Here is a 25,563-nt window from a genome sequence, read left to right on the forward strand (position 1 = left end):
AGCACCGCAGGCGGCAAGCGCCTGCGGTCATGCCTCACGGCCAGGTAGGGGGGGCGGCGGCCCAGGCCTGCTGCACTTCGGCCAGGCTGGCCCGTTCGTCGTCGCGCCAGGCTGGCAGGATCTGCGCATAGCGGCTGCTGTCGCTCCACTGGCCCGGTTCGGTGCGCACGGCGGCGGCATACCACTTCACCGCTTCCTGCTGCTGGCCGGCGCGCCACAGCGCCAGTGCATAGGTGGGCGGTATCCACACCGGGTTGCTGCGCAGCGTGCTGGCAGCGGACTGCCACTGCTCCAGCGCCGCCAGCGCCTGGCCTTGCCGCAGCAGGTCCCAGCCGTAATTCCAGCGTACGCTGCGGCCCATGCTGCTCTGCACCGGTGCTTCGGCCAGGGCTTCGCGGTAGAGCTTGTCGCCCAGCTCCGCACGCCCTTGGGCAATGGCAACCGAGGCCAGCTGGGCCGTGGCTTCCAGCGCCTTGCGGCCGCGCTCGCGCTGCTTCAGCAGCTGCTGCACCAGGTCCTCGCCCTCGCCCTGCACCACGACAATCGGTGCGGCCGTGGCGTCACTGTCGAAATAGAACTCCTGCGGTACCGGCAACGCCGGCGCGGCCCACGCAGCGGCCGCCCCCGAGACCAGCAGCACGCCGGCCAGGAACTGTCCTGCAACTGACATCCAAAATCCCCCAGGTTGAAACAACAACCTCCCCTCTCTCCCCCCGATCCTAACCGCAGCATGGCCGCCGATGCGAGTGCCGGGGCTCCGGGGCCCCACTGTTACAATTCGCGCCTTTCCCGCCGCGTGCCCGCACGCGGCCGGTGCCAGCCGATCCTACCGGGCCAGCCATGACCAGTACCGCGCAACTCACTTCGCCCTCCTCCGCCGACCTGATCGACCGTGATTACACGCTCGACCACAAGTACAGCCGCAACGAGGGGCGGATCTACCTGAGTGGCGTACAGGCACTGGTGCGGCTGCCGCTGATGCAGCGCCTGCGCGATGCGGCCGAGGGCATCGACAGCGCGGGCTTCGTCAGTGGCTACCGCGGCAGCCCGCTGGGTGGCTTCGATCTGGAACTGTGGCGCGCGCGCAAGCATCTGGACGCCGCCAAGGTGAAGTTCACCCCCGGCCTGAACGAAGATCTGGGTGCCACCATGGTCTGGGGCACGCAGCAGACCAACCTGTTCCCCGGCGCCAACGTGCAGGGCGTGTTCGGCATGTGGTACGGCAAGGGCCCGGGCGTGGACCGCTGCGGCGACGTGTTCAAGCACGCCAATGCGGCCGGCACTTCGCGTTACGGTGGCGTGCTGGCGCTGGCCGCCGATGACCATGCCTGCCGCAGCTCGACCCTGCCGCACGGCAGCGAGGACGAATTCGTCAGCGCGATGATGCCGGTGCTGAACCCGGCCGGCGTGCAGGACATCCTGGACATGGGCCTGCTGGGCTGGGCGATGAGCCGTTACACCGGGCGCTGGGTCGGCTTCAAGACCATTGCCGAGACGGTGGAATCGTCGGCCTCGGTGGAGGTCGATCCGCTGGCCCGGCGCATCGTGCTGCCGGAAGACTTCGACATGCCTGTCGGTGGCCTCAACATCCGCTGGCCCGATCCGCCGTTGGACCAGGAAATGCGGCTGCACCGCTACGCGGTGAAAGCCGCGCAGGCGTTCGCCCGTGCCAACGGCATCGACAAGGTGGTGATGGACGCTCCGCGTGCGCGACTGGGCATCGTCACCACCGGCAAGAGTTATCTGGACGTGCTGCAGGCACTGGAATATCTGGGCCTGGACGAAGCCGCCTGCGCCGACATCGGCATCCGCGTGTACAAGGTCGGCATGACCTGGCCGCTGGAGCCGCAGGGCATCGCCCGCTTCGCGCAGGGCCTGGAAGACATCATCGTGGTGGAGGAAAAGCGTGCCTTCATCGAGCGCCAGATGAAGGAGCAGTTCTTCAACTGGCCGGCCAGCTGGGGCCAGCGCCCGTCCATCGTCGGCAAGTACGACGAGAGTGGCGAGTGGATCCTGCCGTCCACCGGCGAACTGACCCCGGCCACCATCGCCGGCGTGATCGGTCGCCGCATCCAGAAGTTCTTCAACAACGAATCGATCGAGCAGCGCCTGCAGTGGATGCAGGAAAAGGAAGCCGAGCTTGCGTTGCCGCGCGCCAGCTTCCCGCGCGTGCCGCACTACTGCTCGGGCTGCCCGCACAACACCTCCACCACCGTGCCGGAAGGCTCGCGTGCGCTGGCCGGCATCGGTTGCCATTACATGGTGACCTGGATGGACCGCAGCACCGACACCTTCACCCACATGGGCGGCGAAGGCGTGACCTGGGCCGGGCAGGCACCGTTCACCGATACCCCGCACGTGTTCCAGAACCTGGGCGACGGCACCTATTTCCACAGCGGCTCGCTGGCGATCCGCCAGGCGGTCGCGGCCGGCGTCAACATCACCTACAAGATCCTCTACAACGATGCGGTGGCGATGACCGGCGGCCAGCCGGTGGACGGCCCGCTGAGCGTGCCGGACATTGCGAAGCAGATGCGCGCCGAAGGCATCCACACCATCGTGGTGCTGTCGGACAACATCGGCAGGTGGACTGGCCAGCGCGAGCACTTCCCCAGCGACGTGGAGTTCCATGACCGCAGCGAACTGGACGAGGTGCAGAAGCGCCTGCGCGAAGTGAAGGGTGTTTCGATCCTGATCTACGAACAGACCTGCGCCACCGAAAAGCGCCGCCGCCGCAAGCGCGGCAAGCTGGAAGACCCGCAGAAGCGGGTGCTGATCAATTCGCTGGTCTGCGAAGGCTGCGGCGACTGCGGCAAGAAGAGCTTCTGTGTGTCGGTGCTGCCGAAGGAAACCGAGTTCGGGCGCAAGCGCGAGATCGACCAGTCCAACTGCAACAAGGACTATTCCTGCGTGAATGGTTTCTGCCCGAGCTTCGTCACCGTGCACGGTGGCCAGCCGCGCAAGGGCAGCAAGCGCGATGCGTCCACCCTGCTGGACAACCTGCCGGCGCCGACCCTCCGCGGCACGCTGGAACAGCCCTGGAACATCCTGATCACCGGCGTGGGCGGTACCGGCGTGGTGACCATCGGCGCGCTGCTGGGGATGGCCGGCCACCTGGAAGGCAAGGGCGCGAGCGTGCTCGACCAGACCGGCCTGGCACAGAAGGGTGGCGCGGTGACCACGCACATCCGCATCGCCCGCCGCCCTGAGGACATCCACGCCGTGCGCATCGCCGCCGGCGAGGCCGACCTGGTGCTGGGCTGCGACATGGTGGTGGTGAACGACTACTGGGCGCTGTCGAAGGTGCGCGCCGGCCGTTCGCAGGTGGTGCTCAACACCTATGAAGCAATGCCGGGCACCTTCACCACCCGCCCGGACATGCAGTTCCCGGCCGCCGACATCGTGGCCGGCGTGCGCGTGGCGCTGGGCGGCCAGGAGCCGCTGCTGCTGGACGCGACCCAGCTGGCCACCGCGTTGCTCGGCGATGCGATCGCCGCCAACCTGTTCATCCTCGGCTACGCCTGGCAGCAGGGCCTGGTGCCGCTGTCGTTCGACTCGCTGATGCGGGCCATTGAACTGAACGGCGCGGCCGTGGCGATGAACCAGCAGGCCTTCGCCTGGGGCCGCCTGGCCGTGGTCGACCCGCAGGCCGTGCAGCAGGCGGCCGGCCTGGTGCGCAACCGACACACCGATACCGAATCCACCCCGGGCCCGCTGCACCCGCTGCCGCCGGGCGAATGGGAAGGCAACGAATGGGGCGCCACCGCCGCACCGCGCAACACCGGCGACGAACGCGAACTGCGCGGCCTGCCCTCGCACGGTGGCGACGTGGCGTTCCTGCCGCTGGATGACGCGCGCCTGTCGCGCTCGCTGGATGAAATGATCGAGCGCCGTGCCGCCTTCCTGGTCGAGTACCAGGACACCGCCTACGCCAACCGCTATCGCAGCCTGGTCGAACGCGTGCGCGCCGCCGAAGCCGACCGCATCGGCGGCTCCACTGCGCTGACCGAGACCGTGGCCCGCTACCTGTTCAAGCTGATGGCCTACAAGGACGAGTACGAAGTGGCCCGCCTGTACACCAGCGGCGACTTCCAGCGCCGCCTGCAGCAGCAGTTCGAGGGCGACTACCAGCTGCGCTTCCACCTGGCGCCGCCGCTGTTCGCGAAGAAGGATGAGCAGGGCCGGTTGCTGAAGAAGGAATACGGCCCGTGGATGTTCAAGGCCTTCGGCCTGCTGGCGAAGCTGAAGTTCCTGCGCGGCGGCCGTTTCGATGTGTTCGGCCGTACCGGAGAACGGCGCATGGAGCGCCAGCTGATCGCCGATTACGAAGCCACCGTGCAGCTGTTGCTGGATGGCCTGGAAGACGGTCGCCTGGCCCTGGCGGTGGAGATCGCCAGCGTGCCTGAGCACATCCGCGGCTTCGGACACGTCAAGGAAGCGCATTTCGAGCAGGCCAAGGCACGCGAGGCCGCGCTGCTGGCGCAATGGCGCAACCCGAAGGCGCTGCATATCGTGCAGGTGGCGTAACCGGCAGCAGAATCCTACCGGCCCTTGGCCGACTTCCCGGAAGGGTTTCGCGCCGGAGACGCTGGCGATCAATGCCAGCGAACGTCGACATTTCAGGAAATGTCGACGTTCAATGACATTCTTCAGATGTTGTCGAACGTCGACTTTTGATTAAATGTTGCCGAGCGCATACATTCCACGTATGGACGTCCTGCGAACTTCCCGAGACTTGGGCGTGGTCATCCGCCAGCGTCGCAAAGCACTCCGTTGGGATCAGGCCCAGCTGGCCGAACGCGTAGGCGTCAGTCGGCAATGGGTCATCGAAATGGAGAAGGGCAAGCCACGGGTGGAGCTGCAACTGGTGCTGCGGACGCTCAACGTCCTCGGCCTGATACTGGCCGCGGGCACCGTCGAGGGAATGGCCTCCTCCGCTGCATCGTCGGAAATGCCTCTGGAACTGCCTGATATCGACACTATCGTGGATGGCAACGGGCTGCGCCCGGATGAGCACCGCGCGACTGCCATGACGTTGGGGCGTAGAAAGCCCCACAAGGCCGACTGACAGCCCCTTCCTCCCGGACATCGTGCCTCCCGCATGGACCTCAACGTACTCCTTTCCAACAGACTGGCTGGATACCTGGGACAGGATGCACATGGCCATCCGACATTCCAGTACGCAGACAGCTGGCGCCAGACGCCGGGCGCCTATCCCTTGTCACTTGCACTTCCATTGACAGAGAACAGCGCGCCCGCCGCCACGCTATCTGCGGTCCTGTGGGGGCTGCTTCCCGACAACGAGGCCCTTCTGCAGCGATGGGCTTCCCGGTTCCATGTTTCGTCCCGCAACCCGGTCGCGTTGCTGTCACATGTCGGCGAAGACTGTGCCGGCGCGGTCCAGTTCGTACGAGGCGAACGGCTCGCCGCCGTACTTGCCGGTGAGGACGATCGGCAGGAGCCGCTGTCCTTCCATGAGGTCGCCCAGCGCCTTCAGCGGATCCGAGTGGACCAGGTTGCAGCGCGGCAACCCGATGATGTCGGCCAGTTCAGCCTCGCCGGGACGCAACCGAAGATCGCCCTGATGCAACGCGACGATGGAGGTTGGGCAATTCCGGCCGGTCGCATCCCCACCACACATATCCTCAAACCTCCCAGTGGCGACTACGACGGATTCGTGGAGAACGAGGTCTTCTGTCTGCGCCTGGCCAGTCAACTCGGCATGTCGGCTGCGTCCACTGAAATGATCTGCATGGAGGATGCACAGGCCATTGCGGTAACGCGCTTCGACCGCGTACGAACAGCGCAGGGTTGGCAACGCGTTCACCAGGAAGACTTCTGCCAGGCGCTGGGTGTCATGCCACACATCAAGTACCAGAATCAGGGCGGACCGGGGCCGGCCGATCTGGCGCGCGTGCTTTGGGAACATTCCAGCAAGCCGAGAGCGGATGTCGAAAGACTGCTGCAGGCACTGCAGTTCAACTATCTCATTGGCGGCACTGACGCGCATGGCAAGAACTATTCGCTGCTGATCGGCGCACAAGGAAACGTTCGCCTTGCCCCGCTGTATGACATCTCAAGTGCACTGCCCTATGCACATCTGCAGCAACGCAAGATCAAGATGGCCATGAAGATCGGCAGTCACTACTGCTGGTGGGATGTCCGCCTGGCGGATTGGGAGGCCACTGCTGATGGAATGAAGCTGGACCCGCAGAAAGCACTGTCGGGCCTGTTCGACATGGCAACACAGCTACCCGGCATCGCCCGGGCATTGCTTGCGGGGCTGCAGGCAGAGGGCATGCGCCACCCGGTTCTGGAACGTCTGGTGGAAGGCATCAGTGCAAGCTGCCAGCGTTGCCTGCGTCAATTCGAACAATCCGCTACCTGATCACCCCAACCGCCACAGCAGCAGTCGGTTGTTGGCCGGCATGGCCACATCGCGCAGGCGGGTGAAGCCGTTGTCCTCGGCCAGCGCCTGCACGGCTTCCACATCGCGGATGCCGCTGCGCGGGTCACGCGTCTGCAGCCAGGCATCGAACTGCGCGTTGCTGTCGCTGGTGTAGCGGCCGCCGTAGTTGAACGGGCCGTAGACCGCCAGCACCGCACCGTGGCGCAGCAGCGGTGGCAGCGCGGCGAACAGCGCCTGCACGTGCTCCCAGCCCATGATGTGCAGGGTATTGGCAGTGAACGCCGCATCGAATGAGCTGCCCTCGGGCAGGGTCAGGCCCGGTGCCGGCGGCAGTTCCACCTGCAGCGCCACCGGCGGCAGCAAATTGAGCAGCGCCGCCTCGGCGCGCCAGGCCTCGATGCCGGGCAGATGGTCCGGGTGGTCGCTGGGCTGCCAGCGCAGCCATGGCCAGCGTTCGGCGAAGAAGGCCGCGTGCTGGCCGGTGCCGCTACCGATTTCCAGCACCCGATGGCGGTCGCCCATCCACGGGTCGAGCGCGGCCGCGATCGGGTCGCGGTTGCGTTCGCAGGCTTCGGAATAGGGCTTGCTCGGCATCGGGGCGGGATCCAGGCGGAGTCGGCCCATTGTGCACGAGGGGGGATTGTTGGGCAGGGCTTGCAGCCCTGCACCTGCTCAATGCAACAGCAACAGCAACAGCAACAGCCTGCATTCCTTGGGTTGGCGGGGTGGGTCCGGTTGAGGGGGACGCTGCAAGTACGTCCATGTAAGCTCGGTCGCCGCATCCATGCGGCTCACGCCCCCTCAACCGGACCCACCCCGCCTTCGACAGTTGAACGCGATCTGTCGGAACGGCACGGGGTCAGATCCCGTTGCTACGCAACGGGATCTGACCCCAGATTTATTTCGATATCTGGCAGAAAAATCGTGTCGACCAAGGTCGACACCTACCAACAGCCGCGCGGACAACCATCGCAGTTCCCAACAGCTGCAGGAATCTGTCAGAGGTGGGGCGGTGTCGGATTGCGGGGTGTCAGCCGCATGGATGCGGCTGCCAAGCCTCCATGGACGGATTCACGGCGTCCCCGCAATCCGACACCGCCCCGCCCACCCACGCAATGCCGCTCTGGCTCTGGCTCTGGCTTTGGCCGTTGCATTGAGCAAGTGCAGGGCTGCAAGCCCTGCCCAAACCCTCCCCACCCATGACTGCAGTCACTTGCCGCCATGCCCCGCGCTGGCGAAAGTCAGGGAGTTGAAGTGATCGGCCTGGCCCGTTGCCAGCCGCACGGAAGTGAGAGAGAGACGCTGTGCAACGACGTGAGTTCCTGGCTTTTTCCGGTCTGGGCCTGGCGGGCCTGGTGCTGCCGCAGTCGCGGCTGATCGCGGCCGAGCAGCTGCTCGCCCCGGTGGACACCGCCCTGCGCCGCCGCCTGGCCGGGGTCGCGCTCGATACCGCGCGCATCGCCAAGGCCAGCTACTGCGATGTGCGCATCGGCCGCTACCTCAACCAGTCGGTCATCACCCGCGAACACCAGGTCGGCAACGTGACCAACCGCGAGTCGTCCGGCGTGGGCGTGCGGGTCATCGTCAATGGCGCCTGGGGCTTCGCCGCCACCCACCAGCAGACCGAGGCGGCCGTGCGCGGCGCCGTCGAGCAGGCCGCGGCCATTGCCCGGGCCAATGCCAGCATCCAGACCCGGCCGGTGCAGCTGGCGCCCACCCCGTCGGTGGGCGAAGTGCGTTGGCAGACACCGATTCGCCGCAACGCGATGGAAGTGCCGATCCAGGACAAGGTCGAGCTGCTGCTGTCGCTCAATGCAGCCGCGCTGAATGCGGGTGCCGACTACATCAATTCCACCCTGTTCCTGGTCAACGAGCAGAAGTACTTCGCCTCCAGCGATGGCTCGTTCATCGATCAGGACATCCATCGCATCTGGCTGCCGTTCACCGCCACGGCCATCGACAAGGCCAGCGGCAAGTTCCGCACCCGTGCCGGCCTGTCCTCGCCGATGGGCATGGGCTACGAATTCCTGGATGGCGATGCACGCGGCAAGGTGCAGCTGCCGGGTGGGATCACCGCCTACCGCGACTCCTACGACCCGGTCGAGGACGCCATCGCCGCCGCCCGCCACGCCCGCGAGAAGCTGAAGGCGCCCTCGGTGAAGCCCGGCAAGTACGATCTGGTGCTGGACCCGTCCAACCTGTTCCTGACCATCCACGAAAACGTCGGCCACCCGCTGGAACTGGACCGCGTGCTGGGCTACGAGGCCAACTACGCCGGCACAAGCTTCGCCACACTGGACAAGCGCGATGCTGGTTTCCGCTGGGGCAGCGACCTCGTCACCTTCTTCGCCGACAAGACGCAGCCGGGCAGCCTGGGTGCGGTGGGCTACGACGATGAAGGGGTGAAGACCCAGCGCTGGGACCTGGTGCGCGATGGCGTGCTGGTCGACTACCAGGCCACCCGCGACGAAGCCCACATTCTGGGCCGCGAGGCCTCGCATGGCTGCAGCTACGCCGATTCCTGGTCCAGCGTGCAGTTCCAGCGCATGGCCAATGTCTCGCTGGCGCCGGGCAAGGCGCCGCTGAGCGTGGACGACATGATCAAGGACGTCGAGAACGGCATCTGGATCCACGGCCGCGGCTCCTATTCCATCGACCAGCAGCGCTACAACGCGCAGTTCGGCGGCCAGCTCTACTACCAGATCAAGGACGGAAAGATCGCCGGCATGGTCGAGGACGCGGCCTACCAGATCCGCACGCCGGAGTTCTGGAACGCCTGCACCGCCATCTGCGACGAGCGCGACTTCCGCCTCGGCGGTTCCTTCTTCGACGGCAAGGGGCAGCCCGGCCAGGTCTCGGCGGTCTCGCACGGGTCGTCCACCACCCGCTTCAACGGCATCAACATCATCAACACCGCGCGCAGTCTCGGCGCTTGAGCCACCCATCCTTCGACATGGAGAGCAGCCTTGCAAAGACGTGACTTCCTGGCCCTGACCGGGCTTACCGCGGGCGGGCTGATCGTGCCCTCCTTCTTCGGCAAGGCAATCGCCGCCGAGCAGCTGCAGTCCAGCCTGGACCTGGGGCTGAAGAAGCGCCTGGCCGACGCTGCGCTGCAGGCTGCGCGCGCTGCCGGTGCCACCTACTGCGATGTGCGCATCGGCCGCTACCTGCGGCAGTTCGTGATCACCCGCGAGGACAAGGTGCAGAACGTGGTGAACACCGAGTCCACCGGTGTGGGCATCCGCGTGATCGTCAATGGCGCCTGGGGCTTTGCCGCCACCAATGCGCTCAGCACCGCCGACGTGGCCCGTGCCGCGCAGCAGGCCGCCGCCATCGCCAAGGCCAATGCGGGCGTGCAGACCGCGCCGGTACAGCTGGCCAAGGCGCCGGGCGTGGGCGAGGTCAGCTGGAAGACGCCGATCCGCAAGAATGCGATGGAGGTGCCAATCAAGGAGAAGGTCGACCTGCTGCTGGACGTCAACGCTGCGGCGATGGGTGCCGGCGCCAGCTTCGTCAATTCGATGCTGTTCCTGGTCAACGAGCAGAAGTACTTCGCCTCCACCGACGGCTCGTACATCGACCAGGACGTGCACCGCATCTGGGCACCGATGACGATCACCGCCATCGACAAGGCCAGCGGCAAGTTCCGCACCCGCGAAGGCTTGTCCGCGCCGATGGGCCTGGGCTACGAATACCTGGACGGCGCCGCCGCCGGCAAGGTGCTCACCCCCAATGGCGTGGTGAACTACGGCTCGTCCTACGACATGAAGGAAGACGCCATTGCCGCAGCGAAGCAGGCGCAGGAGAAGCTGAAGGCGCCGTCGGTGAAGCCGGGCAAGTACGATCTGGTGCTGGACCCGTCGCACACCTGGCTGACCATCCACGAATCGATCGGCCACCCGCTGGAACTGGACCGCGTGCTGGGCTACGAGGCCAACTACGCCGGCACCAGCTTCGCCACCCTGGACAAGCGCGAGCAGCACTTCCAGTACGGCAGCGAGCACGTGAACATCTTCGCCGACAAGACCCAGCCGGGCAGCCTCGGTGCGGTGGCGTACGACGATGAAGGCGTGAAGTGCAAGCGCTGGGATCTGATCAGCAATGGCAAGCTGGTCGACTACCAGACCATCCGCGACCAGGCCCACATCCTGGGCAAGACCGAATCGGATGGCTGCTGCTATGCCGATTCCTGGTCCAGCGTGCAGTTCCAGCGCATGGCCAACGTGTCGATGGCGCCGGGCAAGACCCCGCTGAGCGTGTCGGACATGATCAAGGACGTGGAAAACGGCATCTACATCATCGGTGACGGCTCGTTCTCCATCGACCAGCAGCGCTACAACGCGCAGTTCGGTGGCCAGCTGTTCTACGAGATCAAGAACGGCAGGATCACCCGCATGCTGGAGGACGTGGCCTACCAGATCCGTACGCCGGAATTCTGGAATGCCTGCACCGCCGTGGCCGACGAGCGCGACTACCGCCTGGGCGGTTCGTTCTTCGACGGCAAGGGCCAGCCGGGCCAGGTTTCGGCGGTCTCGCATGGTTCGTCCACCGCGCGCTTCAACGGCATCAACGTCATCAACACCGCACGCAGCCTCGGCTGACCGGTCAGGAGCCCTTACACCATGAGTATCTTCACCGAAGCCCAGGCCAAGGCCATCCTCGACAAGGTCATCGCCCTGTCCAAGGCCGATGAGTGCACCGCCGTGCTGGCCGGCTCGATTGCCGGCAACATCCGTTTCGCGCTGAACAACGTGTCCACCAGCGGCATTGTCGACAACACCGAACTGGCCGTGACCGTGGCCTTCGGCAAGCGCGTGGGCACCGCCTCGATCAACGAGTTCGACGATGCCGCGCTGGAACGCGTGGTGCGCCGCGCCGAAGACCTGGCCCGGCTGGCCCCGGAGAACCCGGAGTTCATGCCGGCCATCGGCAAGCAGGCCTACCGCGCCAGCCCCACCTTCAGTGAATCCACCGCTGCCATCGACCCCGCCTTCCGCGCCAAGGTCGCCGCCGATTCCATCGCGCCGTGCCGCGGCAACGGCCTGATTGCCGCCGGCTTCCTGGAAGACGGCCAGGGCTTCTACGCCACCGCCAACAGCAACGGCAATTTCGGCTACCAGCGCACCACCAACTTCGACTACACCTGCACGGTGCGCACCGAAGACGGTCGCGGTTCGGGCTGGGTGGGCCGCAACCTCAAGGACGCGGCAGACTTCAAGGCCGACCAGGACATCCGCATCGCCATGCGCAAGGCCACCGAATCGGCCGAGGCCAAGGCGCTGGAACCGGGCAAGTACACGGTCATCCTGGAACCGGCCGCGGCCGCGGGCCTGATCAGCTTCATGATGAACTTCTTCAGCGCCCGCTCGGCCGATGAAGGCCGCAGCTTCCTGTCGAAGAAGGGCGGCGGCAACAAGCTGGGCGAGCAGGTCTACGACCCGCGCGTGACCATGTATGCCGACCCCTGGCATGCCGACGCGCCCGTGCTGCCGTGGGATGGCGAGGGCATGCCGCGCGAGCGCATGGCCATCATCGAGAACGGCAAGGTCGCCAACCTGGACTACTCGCGCTTCTGGGCGCAGAAGCAGGGCAAGACCGCCAAGGCCACGCCGGGCAACCTGCTGATGAGCGGCGGCGACAAGAGCACGGCCGATCTGGTGCGCGGCACCCAGAAGGGCATCCTGGTCACCCGTACGTGGTACATCCGCATGGTCGACCCGCAGACCGTGCTGCTGACCGGCCTGACCCGCGATGGCACCTTCTACATCGAAAACGGCCAGATCAAGCACCCGGTGAAGAACTTCCGCTTCAACGAGTCGCCGGTGATCATGCTCAACAACATCGAAGAGCTGGGCAAGCCGGTGCGCGTGGCCGGTGATGAATCCAGCTACGTGATGATGATCCCGCCGATGAAGCTGCGCGATTTCACCTTCACCTCACTGTCCGACGCGGTCTGATGGACCGCCGGGCCTGCCTGCGCTGGTTGGCCGCTGCCGCTTCGGCGGCGGCGCTGCCGGCCTTCGCGCAGGCAGGCCCGCGCAGTTCGCGCTACGACTTCTGGTTCACCCGCCTGCAGTACGACTCCGGCGACTGGGACGTGGACGCACGCATGCCGTCCAACCTGATCACCTCGCTGATCGACTACACCTCGCTGCGGGTGGACCCGCAGGAACACGTGGTGGCCCTGGCCGACCCGCGCATGCTGGAAGCCCCGTTCTGCTACCTGGCCGGGCACACGCTGGTGGAGTTCAACGCCGCCGAGCGGCAGAACTTCGTGCGCTATGTGCGCAACGGCGGCTTCGTCTTTGTCGACGACTGCAACCATGACATCGACGGCCTGTTCGCCACCTCGTTCGAAGCACAGATGGCCCGCCTGTTCGGGCCGAAGGCGCTGCAGAAGCTGCCCAACAGCCATGCGCTGTACCGCAGCTTCTTCCGCTTCCCCGATGGCCCGCCGGCCACCGGCTTCGAGCTCAATGGCTGGGGTGATGACCTCGTGCACGACTACCTGAAGGGCATCGAGGTCGATGGCCGCCTGGGCGTGCTCTACAGCAACAAGGATTACGGTTGCGAGTGGGACTACGACTGGCGCAACAAGCGTTTCCTGGCCGAAGACAACACCCGCTTCGGCGTCAACATCGTGATGTACGCGTTGAACAACTGATAGGACCTGCACGCCCATGACCCGCCCCGACCTCGATTCCCTGCTGCCGCGCCTGGAAGAGCTGCGCAGCGCCCTGGCCCACGCCGTGGTGGGCCAGCACAGCGTGGTCGAGCAGCTGCTGATCGGCCTGCTGGCCGGTGGCCACTGTCTGCTGGAAGGTGCGCCTGGCCTGGGCAAGACCCTGCTGGTGCGCTCGCTCGGCCAGGCCCTGGAACTGCAGTTCCGGCGCGTGCAGTTCACCCCCGACCTGATGCCCAGCGACATCCTCGGCACCGAGCTGCTGGAGGAAGACCACGGCACCGGCCATCGCCATTTCCGCTTCCAGCAGGGCCCGATCTTCACCAACCTGCTGCTGGCCGACGAACTCAACCGCACCCCGCCCAAGACCCAGGCCGCACTGCTGGAAGCCATGCAGGAACGCACGGTCAGCTACGCCGGCACGACCTACACGTTGCCGGCGCCGTTCTTCGTGCTGGCCACGCAGAACCCGATCGAGCAGGCCGGTACCTACCCGCTGCCGGAGGCACAGCTGGACCGCTTCCTGCTGCACGTGCTGGTGGATTACCCCAGCGAAGACGAGGAACGGCAGATCCTGGAACAGACCACCGGCGGTGCCACCGACGCGGTGCCGAAGGTGATGGATGCCGAAGCGGTGATTGCACTGCAGGCCGCGGTGCGCCAAGTGCATGTCAGCCCGGATGTGCTGGCCTGGATCACCCGCCTGGTGCGCGCCAGCCGCCCCGGCGACAGCGCACCGGCGGCCATCAACCAATGGGTGAAGTGGGGCGCCGGCCCGCGTGCCGGGCAGTCGCTGGTGCTGGCGGCGAAAGCACGCGCACTGCTGCAGGGCCGTTTCGCCGCCACCCGCGAGGACGTGCAGGCGCTGGCCGCACCGGTGATGCGCCATCGCCTGCTGCTGTCGTTCGCCGCCGAAGCCGAGCAGAAGCGTGCCGACGACGTGGTCGCTGCGCTGCTGCAGGCCGTGCCGTTCCCGGGTTGAGCCACGCGTGAACGCCGGTACCCCGCTGACATTGCCACCGGAACTGCGCGCGCGCCTGCGCACGCTGCGCTTGTGGCCGCGCCTGGCCAGCGGTGCAAGTGGTATCGGCCAGCATGCCAGCCGCAGCCGCGGTGCCGGCCTGGAGTTCGCGCAGTACCGTGCCTACGAGCCGGGTGACGAACTGCGCCAGATCGACTGGAAGCTGTACGCGCGCTCGGACCGTTTCTTCGTGCGCGAGTCCGAACGCGAAAGCCCGATCACCGTCTGGCTGCTGCTCGATGCCACCGCCTCGGCCGGCCAGGCCGACCGCGCGGCACAACAGCGCACACGCCTGGACCATATGCGCGGCGTGGCCGCCTGCCTGGTCGAACTGGCCCTGCAGCAGGGCGACCGCTTCGGCCTGCTGGCAGTCAATGGCGATGGCCTGCAACTGGTACCGGCCGGCCACGGAGCGCGCCAGCGTGACCGCGTGCACCTGCAACTGCACGCCCTGCAGGCCCGCGGTGCATGGCCCGCAGCCGAACGCCTGCGCCCGTTGTGGGAGCGCGTGCGGCCGGGCGATCTGCTGCTGGCCATCGGCGATGGCTTCGATGAAGCCAACAGCGTACTGCTGGAACAGCTGGCCAGCGCGCGCCGCGAGGTGGTGCTGCTGCAGGTGCTGACCGCCGACGAACGCGACTTCCCGTTCGATGCCGGCCACCGCTTCCGCGATCCGGAAACCGGCGAGGAACTGCTGGGCGATGGTGCGGCGATCCGCAGCGATTACCTGCAGCGCTTCGCCGCCGCACACACGGCCTTGCACGCACGGCTGCAGGCCAGCGGCATCGCCTGTGCCACCGGTTGGCTCGACCAGCCCTTGGACCAGCCGCTGCAGGTGCTGTTCGGCCGAGGGGGCGGCGCATGACCCTGCTGCTCCCGCTGGGCCTGGCCGCGCTTGCCGCATGGCTGCTGCCACTGCTGATCCACCTGGCCCGGCGCCATCCGTACACGCCGCTGGATTTCGCTGCGCTGCGCTGGTTGCGCGCGCAGATCCGCCCGCGCCAGCGCATCCGTTTCGATGACTGGCCGTTGCTGCTGGTGCGGCTGTTACTGCTGGCAGCCTTGGCGCTGTTGCTGGCGCGGCCCGCGCTGACCGGCCCCGCCCCGGTCGCCAGCGCGTGGACCGTGGTCGCGCCTGGGCTGGATGCGATGGCGCTGCGCGGTACACGCGCCGACGGCAACTGGCACTGGCTGGCGCCCGGCTTCCCGCCCATTGAACAGGCGCCCGCGGCCAGCGAGGCAGCCCTGCCCAGCCTGCTGCGCGAACTGGATGCGCAGCTGCCGGCCGGCACCGCACTGACCGTCCATGTGCCCGATCCGCTGCCCGGCCTGGACGGTGCACGCCTGCAGCTGTCACGCGAGGTGCAATGGCGGCCGCAGCCGTTGCCGGCCGCCCCAGCGCAGACCGCAGGGGCACTACCGCGGCTGCGTGTTCACGGCGAGGCATCCCGCACTGCCCAGCACTGGCTGGGCGCGGTCCAGCGCGCGTGGGGCGTACAGGCGCCAGTCGCAGCGCTGGGAGCGGGCGCGCTGCCCGAACGTGGTGAGGTGGGCGTGTGGAGCCGCACCGACGCCCTGCCGGCCCACTGGCAGGCCTGGCTGGCAGAGGGCGGCAGCGTGTTGACCGCCGCCCAGCCCGCTGCCGGCGCCCGCATTACCCTGCGCAGCGCCGACGGCACGCCCCTGCTGTGGCAGCAGCGCGTCGGCCAAGGCCGCCTGTTGTCGCTGCCGGCCGAATGGAATGCCAGCAACCCGGCGCTGCGCGATGCCGGGCTGCCGCGTGCCCTGCTGCTGGCCGTGCGGGCCCCGCTGCCACCGCAGCTGGCGCACGCGCGCGATCACACTCCGCAGACCACGGCCCTGCCCGCGCCGACGCCGCCGCTGCGCGAAACCACGCCGTGGCTGCTGCTGGTCATCGTGCTGCTGTTCGCGCTGGAACGCTGGATGGCCAGCAGCGCCCGGCGCAGGGCCAGCGCATGAAGACGCTGCAGCACGCCTGGCAGCGCGCGCGCCGCCACCGCGCCGCCATCACCCTGCTGCTCGGCCTGCCGTGGGCGCTGGCCGCGACCGTGCTCGCACTTCGGCTGGGCGGCTTCGACATCGCCTGCGTGGTCGCTACGCTCACCCTGCTTGCCAGCGCGGCCATCGGCACCGCACACGTGCGCCGGCTGGACCGGCGTTGGTTGCAGCGCCAGCTCGATGGCAGCGGTGCCAGCGAAGACAGCGCAGACCTGCTGTTTGCCGATCCCGCCGCGCTCAACCCGCTGCAGCAGCGCCAGCGCGCGCATGTGCTGACCACGCTGGAACGCACGATGCCGGAGCTGCGGCCGCGCTGGCCGCGCGGTGCGCTGGCACTGTGCTGGATCGCTGGCGTGACCATCGCCCTGCTGGCGCTGGGCTGGCCGCGCAGCGCGGCAGGGCCTTCCGCGGCCCCTGCGCGCACAGCGCCGGGTGCCGCAGCGGCAGGACCGCCGCACCTGCAGTCCAGCCGCCTGCGCATCGACGCGCCGGCCTATACCGGCCAGCCAACCGTCACCCAGAACGCACTGGACGCCAAGGTTGCCGCTGACAGCCGCCTGGCCTGGTCGCTGCGCTTCGACCGCGCACCGGACAGTGCCTGGCTGCAGTTCCACGATGGGCGCCGGCTGCCGCTGCGCGAACAGGATGGCCAGTGGCTGGCGCAGGATGTGGCGCGCGCGCCGGTGCTGTACCGCGTGGTGAGCGAACCGGCGCTGGCCGAAACCCGCCTGCATCGGCTGGACGTGGTGGCCGACCGCGCGCCCAGCGTGCGCGTGCTGGAACCCGCCGCCAACCTGGTGCTGGGCACGCCCGGGCAACGCCAATGGACGCTGCGCTTCGAGGCCACCGATGATCATGGCGTGGCCGCGCAGGCGAAGCTGTCCATCACCACCACCCAGGGCAGCGGCGAGAACATCACCTTCGTCCAGCGCAGCGTCACGCTTGCCGGCAGCGGCGACGCCAGCGCACGCCGCTTCGCCCACACGCTCGACCTGGCCGCGCTGGGCGCGCAGCCCGGCAACGATGTGATCGCCCAGCTGGAAGTGCGCGACAACCACGCGCCCACGCCGCAGACCGGGCGCAGCAGCAGCGTGATCCTGCGCCTGCCGAGCACCGAAGTCGCCCTGACAGCGGAACTGGAAGGCCGCATCAAGAAGACCCTGCCCGCCTACTTCCGCAGCCAGCGGCAGATCATCATCGACGCCGAAGCACTGATCCGGCAGCGGCGCAGCGTGGGTGCCGATGACTTCATCAAGCGCAGCGATGCGATCGGTGTCGACCAGCGCATCCTGCGCCTGCGCTACGGCCAGTTCCTGGGCGAGGAAAGCGAAGGCGCACCGAAGCCGCCGCCGACCAGTGATCTGCCCACCAGCGATGCTCCCACCGCAGATGACCACGACGACGATCACGGCCATGGCGCGCAGGCCGGTGCGCACGACGACCATGGCCATGATCATGGCGGTACAGCCAACGCAGATACTCCGCCGGTGTTCGGCAGCGCGACCGACGTGCTTTCCGAGTACGGACACACCCACGACCATGCCGAGGCGGCCACCCTGCTCGACCCGCAGACCCGTGCCACGCTGAAGGCCGCGCTGGACCAGATGTGGTCGGCCGAAGGCGAGCTGCGTCAGGGCCGCCCGGAACAGGCGTTGCCGTTCGCCTACAAGGCGCTGGCCTTCATCAAGCAGGTGCAGCAGGCCGAGCGCATCTATCTGGCGCGGGTAGGCCCGGAACTACCACCCATCGACGAAGGCCGCCGCCTGGGTGGCGACCGCGCGGGGCTGGCCAGCCCTGAACTGCCGTTGACCGCACGCACGCCGCCCGATCCGGCCATCGTCGAGGCGTGGCAACGGCTGGGCGATGGCACCGGCATACCCGATCTGGATGCACTGGCGGGCTGGCAGCAACGCAACGCCGCCTTCCTGCCCGATGCGCTGGATCTGGCCGCCGCCATCGAACAGCTGCGCATCGCGCCCGATTGCGCGGACTGCCGCCAGCGCCTGCGTGCACAACTCTGGCGCGCCCTGCAGCGTCCACTGCCGCAGGTGATGCGGCGCACGGCCACCGATGCCATGGGCCAGCGCTACCTGGATGCACTGGAGGCACAGCCATGACTGCCACCGCGTTGAACCTGTGGGTGGCCCTTGCCCTGACCCTGGTGGTGGTGATCGCCAGCGCGCGCCAGCTGCGCGGTGGCGGCATGCGCCGTGGCCGCGCGTGGGGAGTGATCACGCTGCAGATCATCGCCGCCCTCCTGCTGTATTTCTGCCTGGCACCGCCCAGCCGCCAGCAACCCGCGGCCGGCCTGGTCGTGCTGGGCATCGATGCCGACAAGGCGGGCACGCTCCCGGCCAGCGAAGGCCCGCTGCTGCTGTTGCCGGAAGCCGCCGCCGTGCCGGGTGCACAACGCGTTCCCGACCTGGCCACCGCGCTGCGCCAGCACCCGGCGTCCACATTGACCCTGGTCGGTGCCGGTCTGGCCGCGCGTGACCGCGACGCCGTGCTGCCGCCGGATGTACGTTGGCAATCCCCCCCCGCGCCACGCGGCTGGATGGCGCTGCAGGCACCGGCCGATGTCGCCCCCGGTGCCCGCTTCGAGGTGCTGGCACAGGCGCGTGGCGTGGCCAAGGCGAGGGCCGAGCTGCTGGACCCGGCCGACAGCGTGGTCGACCGCGCCACACTGGGCGACGACGGCCGCGTACAGCTCAGCGGCGTCGCGCGCGCAGCGGGCCGCAGCGTGTTCCGCCTGCGCCTGCTGGATACTGAAGGCCACGTGGTGGACACCGTTCCGGTACCGCAGCAGACGCTGGCCGCCACACCGCTGCGCCTGCAGGTGCGGGCCAGCGCGCCCGCGCCGGAGCTGAAGTACCTGCGCCGCTGGGCCACCGATGCGGGTATCACCATGCAGCTGCAGGCCGATATCGGTGCCGGGCTGAGCGTGGGCGATGGCGCGGTGCCACTGGATTCAACCGCGCTGGCGCGCAGCGATCTGCTGGTACTGGACGAACGCAGCCTGGCCGCGCTCAGCGGCGCGCAGTTTGCCGCCGTGCGCCAGGCGCTGCGCGAGGGCCTGGGTGTACTGGTGCGCAGTGCCGGGGCACCGTCGGCCAGCGCACGCCAGCGCCTGCGCGAGCTGGGCCTGCCGCTGCAGGGCGATGGCAGCAGCCACGCCATCGATCTGCCGGGCGATGGCGAAAGCACGATGCTTGCCGCACGGCGCGGCCCGCTCGCCTCCGGCACCCTGCCCACCCGGGATGGGGAAGATGCCGACCGCAGTTCGCACAGTGCAAGCCTGCCCACGCTGGAAGCGCTGGCGCTGCAGGTGTCCGCAGGCAGCGCACTGCTGCACGACCGCAGCGGCAGCGCCGTGGGCGGATGGCGTGGCATCGGCAAGGGGCGCATCGGCCAGGTGCCGGTAACCGACAGCTGGCGCTGGGTGCTGGCCGGCCGCGATGATCGCCATGGCGAACTGTGGAGCGGCGTGGTGGCCACGCTGGCGCGCGCGCAGGCCGGCGGCGATGCACTGTGGTCACCGCAGGCCATCACGTGGAAGGGCGAGCGCCAGGCGCTGTGTGGCGTGCAGGCGCCGTTGCAGGCCTTCAATCCGAATGGCGAGGCTGTGCCGCTGATCGTCGATGGCGGGGCCGCAGGCGCACGCTGTGCAGGATGGTGGCCGCGCGAGGCAGGCTGGCAGCGCCTGCAGCACGGCGAACGCACGGTCTGGCGCTATGTATTCGATGCCGGGGACGCGCCGTCCCTGCACCGCCAGGCGATGATCGATGCAACCACGCAGGCGCTGGCAGCCGCCGCGCCGGTCACGCGCCCGGCAATCCAGTCCGTGCCCGGCTCACGCTGGCCGTGGTGGCTGGCTTTCGTGCTGTGCGCATCACTGCTCTGGTGGCTGGAGCGGCGTCGCTGATCCCCACCCACAGAGCATCCACGCATGCCGTGGATCGACTGCCCTGCGCGGATCAACCGGGTCGGATCCCGTTCGCGCGCGAAAGGGCGCTGACCCCATCGCTCAGCGCGCCCCGGTGCGCCGGTACACGCCATTGAAGCGCACGTTCATGCCGCCACACTCGCTGTTGTCGGCCACGATCAGCACACTGCCCAGCGAGTGCACCGTCATCCGGCATGAGTCGTCGACGAATTCCACATCCGCGCCGCGCGGCGTGGCCAAGGCTTCCACCTGGCCCAGGTTCGGCCCATACGGGCGCTGTTCCGGGGTGGGATTGGCCGACGGCCAGTAGGCATCGCCTTCGACATGCAGCTGACCGCCGCGCACCGAGATGCTCAAGCCGTTGTCGCCATCCTTCCAGTCGCCGGCCCAGTCTTTCAGCGATGGCGTTGCCACCGGCAGCGGCTGCAGCTTGCTGCGGTCCACCCAGCCGGCACTGCCGCCCACCTTGTTCGGGAAGAACGCGCAGCGGTAGCCCCCCAGATCACCGCCGGTCACCACCGTATCGCCGCTGACCACATAGCTGCGCTGGCGGCAGGCGGGTTCGCCCTTGGCCGGGCAGCCATCCATGTCGCCCAGCAGGTACAACCGTGGCGTGCCGGTCACCTTGGCCAGCGCGAAGCCGTGCTGCAGGGAAGGAAACGCGCCATTGCGGCAGGAGCCGCCGTCAGCCAGCTCACTGGCGGATGCCGCCAGCGGGCTCAGCGTGGCAAACAGGAACAGGGAACGCAGCAGCATCCGGGCGGCCTCGATCTGAAACGCGGCAGGATACGCCTACTTCACCGGCGGTGTGTCGCAGCCTTCCTGCTGCTGGCAGAACTGCAGTATGCGCCGCCGCTGCTCGGGCGTCAGCTCCGGCGGCGGACGGGCGATGGCCGCCTGGACCTGGTCCGGGCCCCCGGTCAGCTTGTTCAGCCCTTTGGCCGCCGCCATCACGCCCTTGGCGACGCCCTGCATGAGGTAGCCACCATCAATGCTGACCTGTTCGGGTGAAGGCGGTTCGCTCCAGTCGCGGCTGAAGCGGTTGTTCTCCGGCCGCAGCGGATTCTTGAAGCGGTACAGGTCCACCGGCTGGTCATCTTCGGGCTTGAGCGCACGGACCTCGCCCAGGGTGGTCACGTTTTCCTGCGGCAAGGTGGGCGTCGCCGGAGTGGGATCAGCCGCCGCCGGCACCCGCTCGTCGAGCGCCGCCCCAGGGGCGGGTTCGACCACCGGCGCGGCCTGCTGCGCCTGCGCGATGCCCGCCAGCAGCATGCCAGCCAGGAGTGCTCCCTGCATTCCACGTCGTGCCACAGCCCTTGCCCTGTCTGTTGCGTCCAGCGTTCGAGGATACGCACCGCAGCTTCAGATTTCGTTGGGGGCGTGCACACACGTTCAGCCACTGATGCCTTGGCCTGCAGCCTGTCGCAGCACTGTTCGCTGTGAACGATTCACTCCATTCCACCCCGGTGTCTCACATCCTGAGACCCATCTGTGGTGCCATGTGACCCCTCGCAATCCGTCCCGGCTCCATCTTTCATGGCTTACGAACTCGCCAAGCGCACCGCCGACGCCGAGCAGAAGCTCGCCACCCGCGACGGCCTGCCCGCCCGCGACGGCGCCCTGCTCAGTGCGCGCCTGCAGCGCCGCTACCACGACCGCATCACCGGCAGCTTCGCCATTCCCGGCCGCGAGGGCCGCTACGCGCCCCTTCCCGATTCAGTGCCGCCGGCCCTGGCTGCCGCGCTGAAGGCCCGTGGCATCGAGCAGCTCTACAGCCACCAGGCCGAAGCGTGGCAGGCCAGCCAGCGTGGCGAGCACGTGGCCATCGTCACCCCCACCGCCAGCGGCAAGTCGCTGTGCTACACCCTGCCGGTGGTCAGTGCGGCCATGCAGGACAAAGCCAAGGCGCTGTACCTGTTCCCCACCAAGGCGCTGGCCCAGGACCAGGTGGCCGAGCTGCTGGAGCTCAACCGCGCCGGCGACCTGGGGGTGAAGGCCTTCACCTTCGATGGCGACACCCCCGGCGATGCGCGCCAGGCCATCCGCCTGCACGGCGACATCGTGGTGTCCAACCCGGACATGCTGCACCAGGCCATCCTGCCGCACCACACCAAGTGGGCGCAGTTCTTCGAGAACCTGCGCTACATCGTCATCGACGAGGTGCATACCTACCGCGGCGTGTTCGGCAGCCACGTCACCAACGTGCTGCGCCGGCTCAAGCGCATCTGCGCGTTCTATGGCGTGCAACCGCAGTTCATCCTGTGCTCGGCCACCATCGGCAACCCGCAGGCGCATGCCGAAGCCCTCATCGAAGCCCCGGTCACCGCCATCACCGAATCCGGCGCGCCCAGCGGGCCCAAGCAGGTGCTGCTGTGGAACCCGCCGGTGATCAACCCGGACCTGGGCCTGCGTGCATCGGCACGCTCGCAGAGCAACCGCATCGCCCGCATCGCGATCAAGTCTGGACTGAAGACCCTGGTGTTCGCGCAGACGCGGCTGATGGTGGAAGTACTGACCAAGTACCTGAAGGACATCTTCGACCACGACCCGCGCAAGCCGCCACGTATCCGTGCCTACCGCGGTGGCTACCTGCCCACCGAACGCCGCGAGACCGAACGGGCGATGCGCGCGGGCAACATCGACGGCATCGTCAGCACCTCGGCGCTGGAACTGGGCGTGGATATCGGCAGCCTGGACGTGGTCATCCTCAACGGCTACCCCGGCAGCGTGGCCGCCACCTGGCAGCGCTTCGGCCGTGCCGGTCGCCGCCAGCAACCCGCGCTGGGGGTGATGGTGGCCAGCTCGCAGCCGCTGGACCAGTACGTGGTGCGGCATCCGGATTTCTTCGCCGAGGCCTCACCCGAACACGCGCGCATCGCACCGGACCAGCCGCTGATCCTGTTCGACCACATCCGCTGCGCAGCCTTTGAGCTGCCGTTCCGGGTCGGCGATGGCTTCGGCCCGATCGATCCGGAAGTGTTCCTGGAAGCGCTGGCCGAGACCGAAGTCATCCACCGCGAAGGCGAGCGCTGGGAATGGATCGCCGACAGCTATCCGGCCAACGCGGTCAGCCTGCGTTCGGTGGCCGATGGCAACTTCGTGGTGGTCGACCGCAGCGATGGCCGCCAGCAGATCATCGCCGAAGTGGATTATTCTGCGGCTGCGCTCACTCTGTATGAAGGCGCCATCCACATGGTGCAGTCCACCCCGTACCAGGTGGAAACGCTGGACTGGGAAGGCCGCAAGGCCTACGTCACGCGCACCCACGTGGATTACTACACCGACAGCATCGACTTCACCAAGCTCAAGGTCCTGGACCGTTTCGACGGAGGCGTGGCCGGCCGTGGTGATTCACACCATGGCGAAGTGCACGTGGTACGTCGCGTGGCCGGCTACAAGAAGATCCGTTACTACACCCACGAAAACATCGGCTACGGCCCGGTGAACCTGCCCGACCAGGAACTGCACACCACCGCAGTCTGGTGGCAGCTGCCGCAGGCGCTGCTGCTGCGCGCCTTCGCCAGCAAGCAGGATGCGCTGGATGGTTTCCTCGGCGCGGCCTATGCGCTGCATATCGTTGCCACGGTGGCGGTGATGGCCGATGCGCGCGACCTGCAGAAGTCGGTCGGCAACGGCGATGGTTCCTGGTTCGCGATCGCCGACCAGACTGGCCGTGGCCAGCTGCGCGGCGGCGAGGGTGATCCCGGCATCGTCGAGCTGCTGCAGGAGTTCGTGCCGACGGTGTACCTGTACGACAACTTCCCCGGCGGCGTCGGCCTCAGCGAACCGCTGTGGCAGCGCCAGGCCGAACTGGTGCAGCGCGCGCGCGAACTGGTGCAGCGCTGCGACTGCAAGGCCGGCTGCCCGGCCTGCGTCGGCCCGGTGCTGGCGGCGCAGGAAGAGGATGAGACCTCACCGCGCGCGCTGGCACTGCGCGTGCTCGACCTGTTCGATGCCGAAGCATGCCAGCACGTACCGGATGTGCTGGTGACCCCGCGCGAGCCGATGGAGCTGCTGGCACCGTGAGCCTGAGCCTGGACAAGCTGCGCCTGCTGCGGAAACAGGCCGGCGACCCGAAGGCGGGTACGCCGGCCGCGCCTGGGCTGCCGCCGGCAGCACCGACCCCGGTCGCCGCCAACGATGCACGGCAGCCCGCGGCCGAGCGCTCGGTGTTTGCCTGGGTCGAGCAGGAGATCCGCCACAAGCCAACCGGCGCGGCCGCACCTGCGTCGCCACCGGCACCGTTGCGGCGGCCGCAGGTGGGCAGCCTGCATCGCCTGCTGGGCCTGCGCACACGCGGCAATGCTGCGCCTGCGCGGGCCAGCGCACAGGACCGCCAGCTGCCCGGCGAGGAAATCGGGCCGGGCCTGTTCCTGATCGAATCGCTGCAGCCGCAGCCGATCCCGGCGCAGCCACTGTCGCTCGATTTCGCCCGCCGCGATGGCGAACACGTGGCCGCGCGCGATCTGTTGTTCTTCGATACCGAAACCACCGGCCTGGCCGGTGGCACCGGCACCCGCGCCTTCATGATCGGCGCTGCGGACTGGCATGCCTGCCCGCAGCGCGGCGAAGGCCTGCGCATCCGCCAGCTGCTGATGTCCACCATGGCGGCCGAGGACGCGATGCTGGCTGCGTTTGCGGGCTGGTTGCAGCCGTCAACGGTGTTCTGCAGCTACAACGGCCGCAGCTACGACGCGCCGCTGCTGAAGGCCCGCTACCGGCTGGCCCGGCAGCGCGACCCGATCAGTGCGCTGGACCATGTGGACCTGCTCTACCCCACCCGCCGCCGGTATCGCGGCACGTGGGAAAACTGCAAGCTGTCCACCATCGAGCGCCAGCTGCTGCGCGTGGTGCGCGAGGACGACCTGCCCGGTTCGGAAGCACCCGCTGCGTGGCTGCGTTACCTGCGCGGCGGCGATGCGGTGAACCTGCGCCGGGTGGCCGACCACAACCACCAGGACGTGGTGACCCTGGCCCTGCTGCTGCAGCGGCTGGTGCGCGAGCAGCAGCGCGAGCGGGAAACGCTGGCGCTGGTGCAGCCGTAGCCGGGCGCGGGTTCAGGCGGCGTTGACACCACTGACACGCGCTGCGGCGACACTGCCCGCTCACCCTTCACACGGAGCCGTGCCCATGCGTCATTCATCCCTGTTGCTGCTGGCCGCCATCCTGCCCTTGGCCGCCTGCAGCCATGCCGGTGGCAGCAGCTCGCCCCGCAGCACGGCGGGCGATGGCAGCCTGCCGGCCAAGGTGTCCGATGGCCCGCAGGAATGCCGTCCGGAAGCGCTGGACGCCTTCACCGGCAAGACCGCCGACGAGGCGACGATCAAGAAGCTGGTGGCCGACAGCGGCGCCCGCAATGCGCGGGTGGTCAAGCCGGGCATGGCGGTGACCATGGATTTCCGCCAGGACCGGGTGACCGTGCAGGTGGACGCGCAGAACCGGATCGAGCGCGCCAGCTGCGGTTGAGGAGGTAGTGCCGGCCGCTGGCC

The 25,563-nt window shown here is 68.1% G+C and carries 19 protein-coding genes; 15 read left to right on the forward strand and 4 right to left on the reverse strand.

The window, feature by feature from the left end; all coding sequences use genetic code 11:
- Nucleotides 1–34 precede the first annotated feature (34 nt).
- Nucleotides 35–670: a tetratricopeptide repeat protein gene (locus ACM2ZB_RS14615; RefSeq protein ID WP_416055979.1), complete on the reverse strand. Its 636-nt coding sequence runs from the start codon at nucleotides 668–670 to the stop codon at nucleotides 35–37.
- A 170-nt stretch (nucleotides 671–840) separates the two neighbouring features.
- Here ACM2ZB_RS14615 and ACM2ZB_RS14620 point away from each other — a divergent pair, with 170 nt between their 5' ends.
- The 3 genes from ACM2ZB_RS14620 (at nucleotide 841) to ACM2ZB_RS14630 (ending at nucleotide 6,388) form a co-directional block, all read left to right on the forward strand.
- Nucleotides 841–4,527, forward strand: coding sequence for an indolepyruvate ferredoxin oxidoreductase family protein (locus ACM2ZB_RS14620; RefSeq protein ID WP_416055980.1), 3,687 nt, complete (start codon nucleotides 841–843; stop codon nucleotides 4,525–4,527).
- 214 nt (nucleotides 4,528–4,741) lie between these two features.
- Nucleotides 4,742–5,068, forward strand: a complete 327-nt coding sequence (locus ACM2ZB_RS14625) for a helix-turn-helix domain-containing protein (protein WP_416055981.1) — start codon at nucleotides 4,742–4,744, stop codon at nucleotides 5,066–5,068.
- Between the two features lie 33 nt (nucleotides 5,069–5,101).
- Nucleotides 5,102–6,388: a type II toxin-antitoxin system HipA family toxin gene (locus ACM2ZB_RS14630; RefSeq protein WP_416055982.1), complete on the forward strand. Its 1,287-nt coding sequence runs from the start codon at nucleotides 5,102–5,104 to the stop codon at nucleotides 6,386–6,388.
- Here ACM2ZB_RS14630 and ACM2ZB_RS14635 read toward each other — a convergent pair whose 3' ends face one another.
- On the reverse strand, nucleotides 6,389–7,003 hold the full coding sequence (locus ACM2ZB_RS14635) for a DUF938 domain-containing protein (RefSeq protein ID WP_416055983.1): 615 nt from the start codon (nucleotides 7,001–7,003) through the stop codon (nucleotides 6,389–6,391). It lies immediately after the preceding gene.
- Nucleotides 7,004–7,713: 710 nt separating this feature from the next.
- Between ACM2ZB_RS14635 and ACM2ZB_RS14640 the strand changes: the two genes are divergently transcribed.
- The 9 genes from ACM2ZB_RS14640 to ACM2ZB_RS14680 are packed head-to-tail and all read left to right on the forward strand — an operon-like array spanning nucleotide 7,714 to nucleotide 20,053.
- Entirely contained in the window at nucleotides 7,714–9,345 is a 1,632-nt protein-coding gene (locus tag ACM2ZB_RS14640) for a TldD/PmbA family protein (RefSeq protein ID WP_416055984.1), read from the forward strand.
- Between the two features lie 30 nt (nucleotides 9,346–9,375).
- Complete coding sequence (locus tag ACM2ZB_RS14645; protein ID WP_416055985.1) at nucleotides 9,376–11,010, forward strand: TldD/PmbA family protein; 1,635 nt, start codon at nucleotides 9,376–9,378, stop codon at nucleotides 11,008–11,010.
- A 21-nt stretch (nucleotides 11,011–11,031) separates the two neighbouring features.
- Nucleotides 11,032–12,366, forward strand: coding sequence for a TldD/PmbA family protein (locus tag ACM2ZB_RS14650; protein ID WP_416055986.1), 1,335 nt, complete (start codon nucleotides 11,032–11,034; stop codon nucleotides 12,364–12,366).
- Entirely contained in the window at nucleotides 12,366–13,073 is a 708-nt protein-coding gene (locus ACM2ZB_RS14655) for a DUF4159 domain-containing protein (protein ID WP_313443122.1), read from the forward strand. Before ACM2ZB_RS14650 ends, ACM2ZB_RS14655 begins: the two co-directional genes overlap by 1 nt.
- Nucleotides 13,074–13,089: 16 nt before the next feature.
- Entirely contained in the window at nucleotides 13,090–14,073 is a 984-nt protein-coding gene (locus tag ACM2ZB_RS14660) for an AAA family ATPase (protein WP_416055987.1), read from the forward strand.
- 7 nt (nucleotides 14,074–14,080) lie between these two features.
- Nucleotides 14,081–14,977 (forward strand): DUF58 domain-containing protein, encoded by an 897-nt coding sequence (locus ACM2ZB_RS14665; protein ID WP_416055988.1) that lies wholly within the window; start codon nucleotides 14,081–14,083, stop codon nucleotides 14,975–14,977.
- Nucleotides 14,974–16,092, forward strand: coding sequence for a BatA domain-containing protein (locus ACM2ZB_RS14670; RefSeq protein ID WP_416055989.1), 1,119 nt, complete (start codon nucleotides 14,974–14,976; stop codon nucleotides 16,090–16,092). Before ACM2ZB_RS14665 ends, ACM2ZB_RS14670 begins: the two co-directional genes overlap by 4 nt.
- Nucleotides 16,089–18,248, forward strand: a complete 2,160-nt coding sequence (locus tag ACM2ZB_RS14675; RefSeq protein WP_416055990.1) for a hypothetical protein — start codon at nucleotides 16,089–16,091, stop codon at nucleotides 18,246–18,248. Before ACM2ZB_RS14670 ends, ACM2ZB_RS14675 begins: the two co-directional genes overlap by 4 nt.
- Entirely contained in the window at nucleotides 18,245–20,053 is a 1,809-nt protein-coding gene (locus ACM2ZB_RS14680; protein ID WP_416055991.1) for a hypothetical protein, read from the forward strand. The genes ACM2ZB_RS14675 and ACM2ZB_RS14680 overlap by 4 nt, the downstream gene beginning before the upstream one ends.
- Nucleotides 20,054–20,155: 102 nt before the next feature.
- Here the strand turns inward: ACM2ZB_RS14680 and ACM2ZB_RS14685 are convergent, their stop codons facing one another.
- The gene (locus tag ACM2ZB_RS14685) at nucleotides 20,156–20,830 is read right to left on the reverse strand and encodes a hypothetical protein (protein WP_416055992.1); all 675 of its coding nucleotides are present in this window, start codon (nucleotides 20,828–20,830) and stop codon (nucleotides 20,156–20,158) included.
- A gap of 36 nt (nucleotides 20,831–20,866) precedes the next feature.
- Nucleotides 20,867–21,346 carry a hypothetical protein gene (locus tag ACM2ZB_RS14690; protein ID WP_416058559.1) on the reverse strand — a complete coding sequence of 160 codons (480 nt, stop codon included), beginning with the start codon at nucleotides 21,344–21,346 and terminating at the stop codon, nucleotides 20,867–20,869.
- A gap of 264 nt (nucleotides 21,347–21,610) precedes the next feature.
- Here ACM2ZB_RS14690 and ACM2ZB_RS14695 point away from each other — a divergent pair, with 264 nt between their 5' ends.
- The 3 genes from ACM2ZB_RS14695 (at nucleotide 21,611) to ACM2ZB_RS14705 (ending at nucleotide 25,540) form a co-directional block, all read left to right on the forward strand.
- A complete protein-coding gene (locus tag ACM2ZB_RS14695; protein WP_416055993.1) occupies nucleotides 21,611–24,100 on the forward strand; it encodes a DEAD/DEAH box helicase in 2,490 nt (829 codons plus the stop codon).
- Nucleotides 24,097–25,119: a ribonuclease H-like domain-containing protein gene (locus tag ACM2ZB_RS14700; protein ID WP_416055994.1), complete on the forward strand. Its 1,023-nt coding sequence runs from the start codon at nucleotides 24,097–24,099 to the stop codon at nucleotides 25,117–25,119. The genes ACM2ZB_RS14695 and ACM2ZB_RS14700 overlap by 4 nt, the downstream gene beginning before the upstream one ends.
- 85 nt (nucleotides 25,120–25,204) lie before the next feature.
- Nucleotides 25,205–25,540 (forward strand): I78 family peptidase inhibitor, encoded by a 336-nt coding sequence (locus ACM2ZB_RS14705; RefSeq protein ID WP_313443102.1) that lies wholly within the window; start codon nucleotides 25,205–25,207, stop codon nucleotides 25,538–25,540.
- Nucleotides 25,541–25,563 lie beyond the last annotated feature (23 nt).

It is taken from the genome of Stenotrophomonas maltophilia, assembly GCF_047782825.1.
GTDB lineage: Bacteria > Pseudomonadota > Gammaproteobacteria > Xanthomonadales > Xanthomonadaceae > Stenotrophomonas.

Coding starts and splice junctions, on each gene's coding strand:
- ACM2ZB_RS14670 (WP_416055989.1), top strand. CDS start 14,974: ATGACCCTGCTGCTCCCGCTGGGCCTGGCCGCGCTTGCCGCATGGCTG.
- ACM2ZB_RS14695 (WP_416055993.1), top strand. CDS start 21,611: ATGGCTTACGAACTCGCCAAGCGCACCGCCGACGCCGAGCAGAAGCTC.
- ACM2ZB_RS14685 (WP_416055992.1), bottom strand. CDS start 20,830: ATGCTGCTGCGTTCCCTGTTCCTGTTTGCCACGCTGAGCCCGCTGGCG.
- ACM2ZB_RS14660 (WP_416055987.1), top strand. CDS start 13,090: ATGACCCGCCCCGACCTCGATTCCCTGCTGCCGCGCCTGGAAGAGCTG.
- ACM2ZB_RS14620 (WP_416055980.1), top strand. CDS start 841: ATGACCAGTACCGCGCAACTCACTTCGCCCTCCTCCGCCGACCTGATC.
- ACM2ZB_RS14680 (WP_416055991.1), top strand. CDS start 18,245: ATGACTGCCACCGCGTTGAACCTGTGGGTGGCCCTTGCCCTGACCCTG.
- ACM2ZB_RS14635 (WP_416055983.1), bottom strand. CDS start 7,003: ATGCCGAGCAAGCCCTATTCCGAAGCCTGCGAACGCAACCGCGACCCG.
- ACM2ZB_RS14655 (WP_313443122.1), top strand. CDS start 12,366: ATGGACCGCCGGGCCTGCCTGCGCTGGTTGGCCGCTGCCGCTTCGGCG.
- ACM2ZB_RS14615 (WP_416055979.1), bottom strand. CDS start 670: ATGTCAGTTGCAGGACAGTTCCTGGCCGGCGTGCTGCTGGTCTCGGGG.
- ACM2ZB_RS14675 (WP_416055990.1), top strand. CDS start 16,089: ATGAAGACGCTGCAGCACGCCTGGCAGCGCGCGCGCCGCCACCGCGCC.
- ACM2ZB_RS14690 (WP_416058559.1), bottom strand. CDS start 21,346: ATGCTGCTGGCGGGCATCGCGCAGGCGCAGCAGGCCGCGCCGGTGGTC.
- ACM2ZB_RS14705 (WP_313443102.1), top strand. CDS start 25,205: ATGCGTCATTCATCCCTGTTGCTGCTGGCCGCCATCCTGCCCTTGGCC.
- ACM2ZB_RS14630 (WP_416055982.1), top strand. CDS start 5,102: ATGGACCTCAACGTACTCCTTTCCAACAGACTGGCTGGATACCTGGGA.
- ACM2ZB_RS14650 (WP_416055986.1), top strand. CDS start 11,032: ATGAGTATCTTCACCGAAGCCCAGGCCAAGGCCATCCTCGACAAGGTC.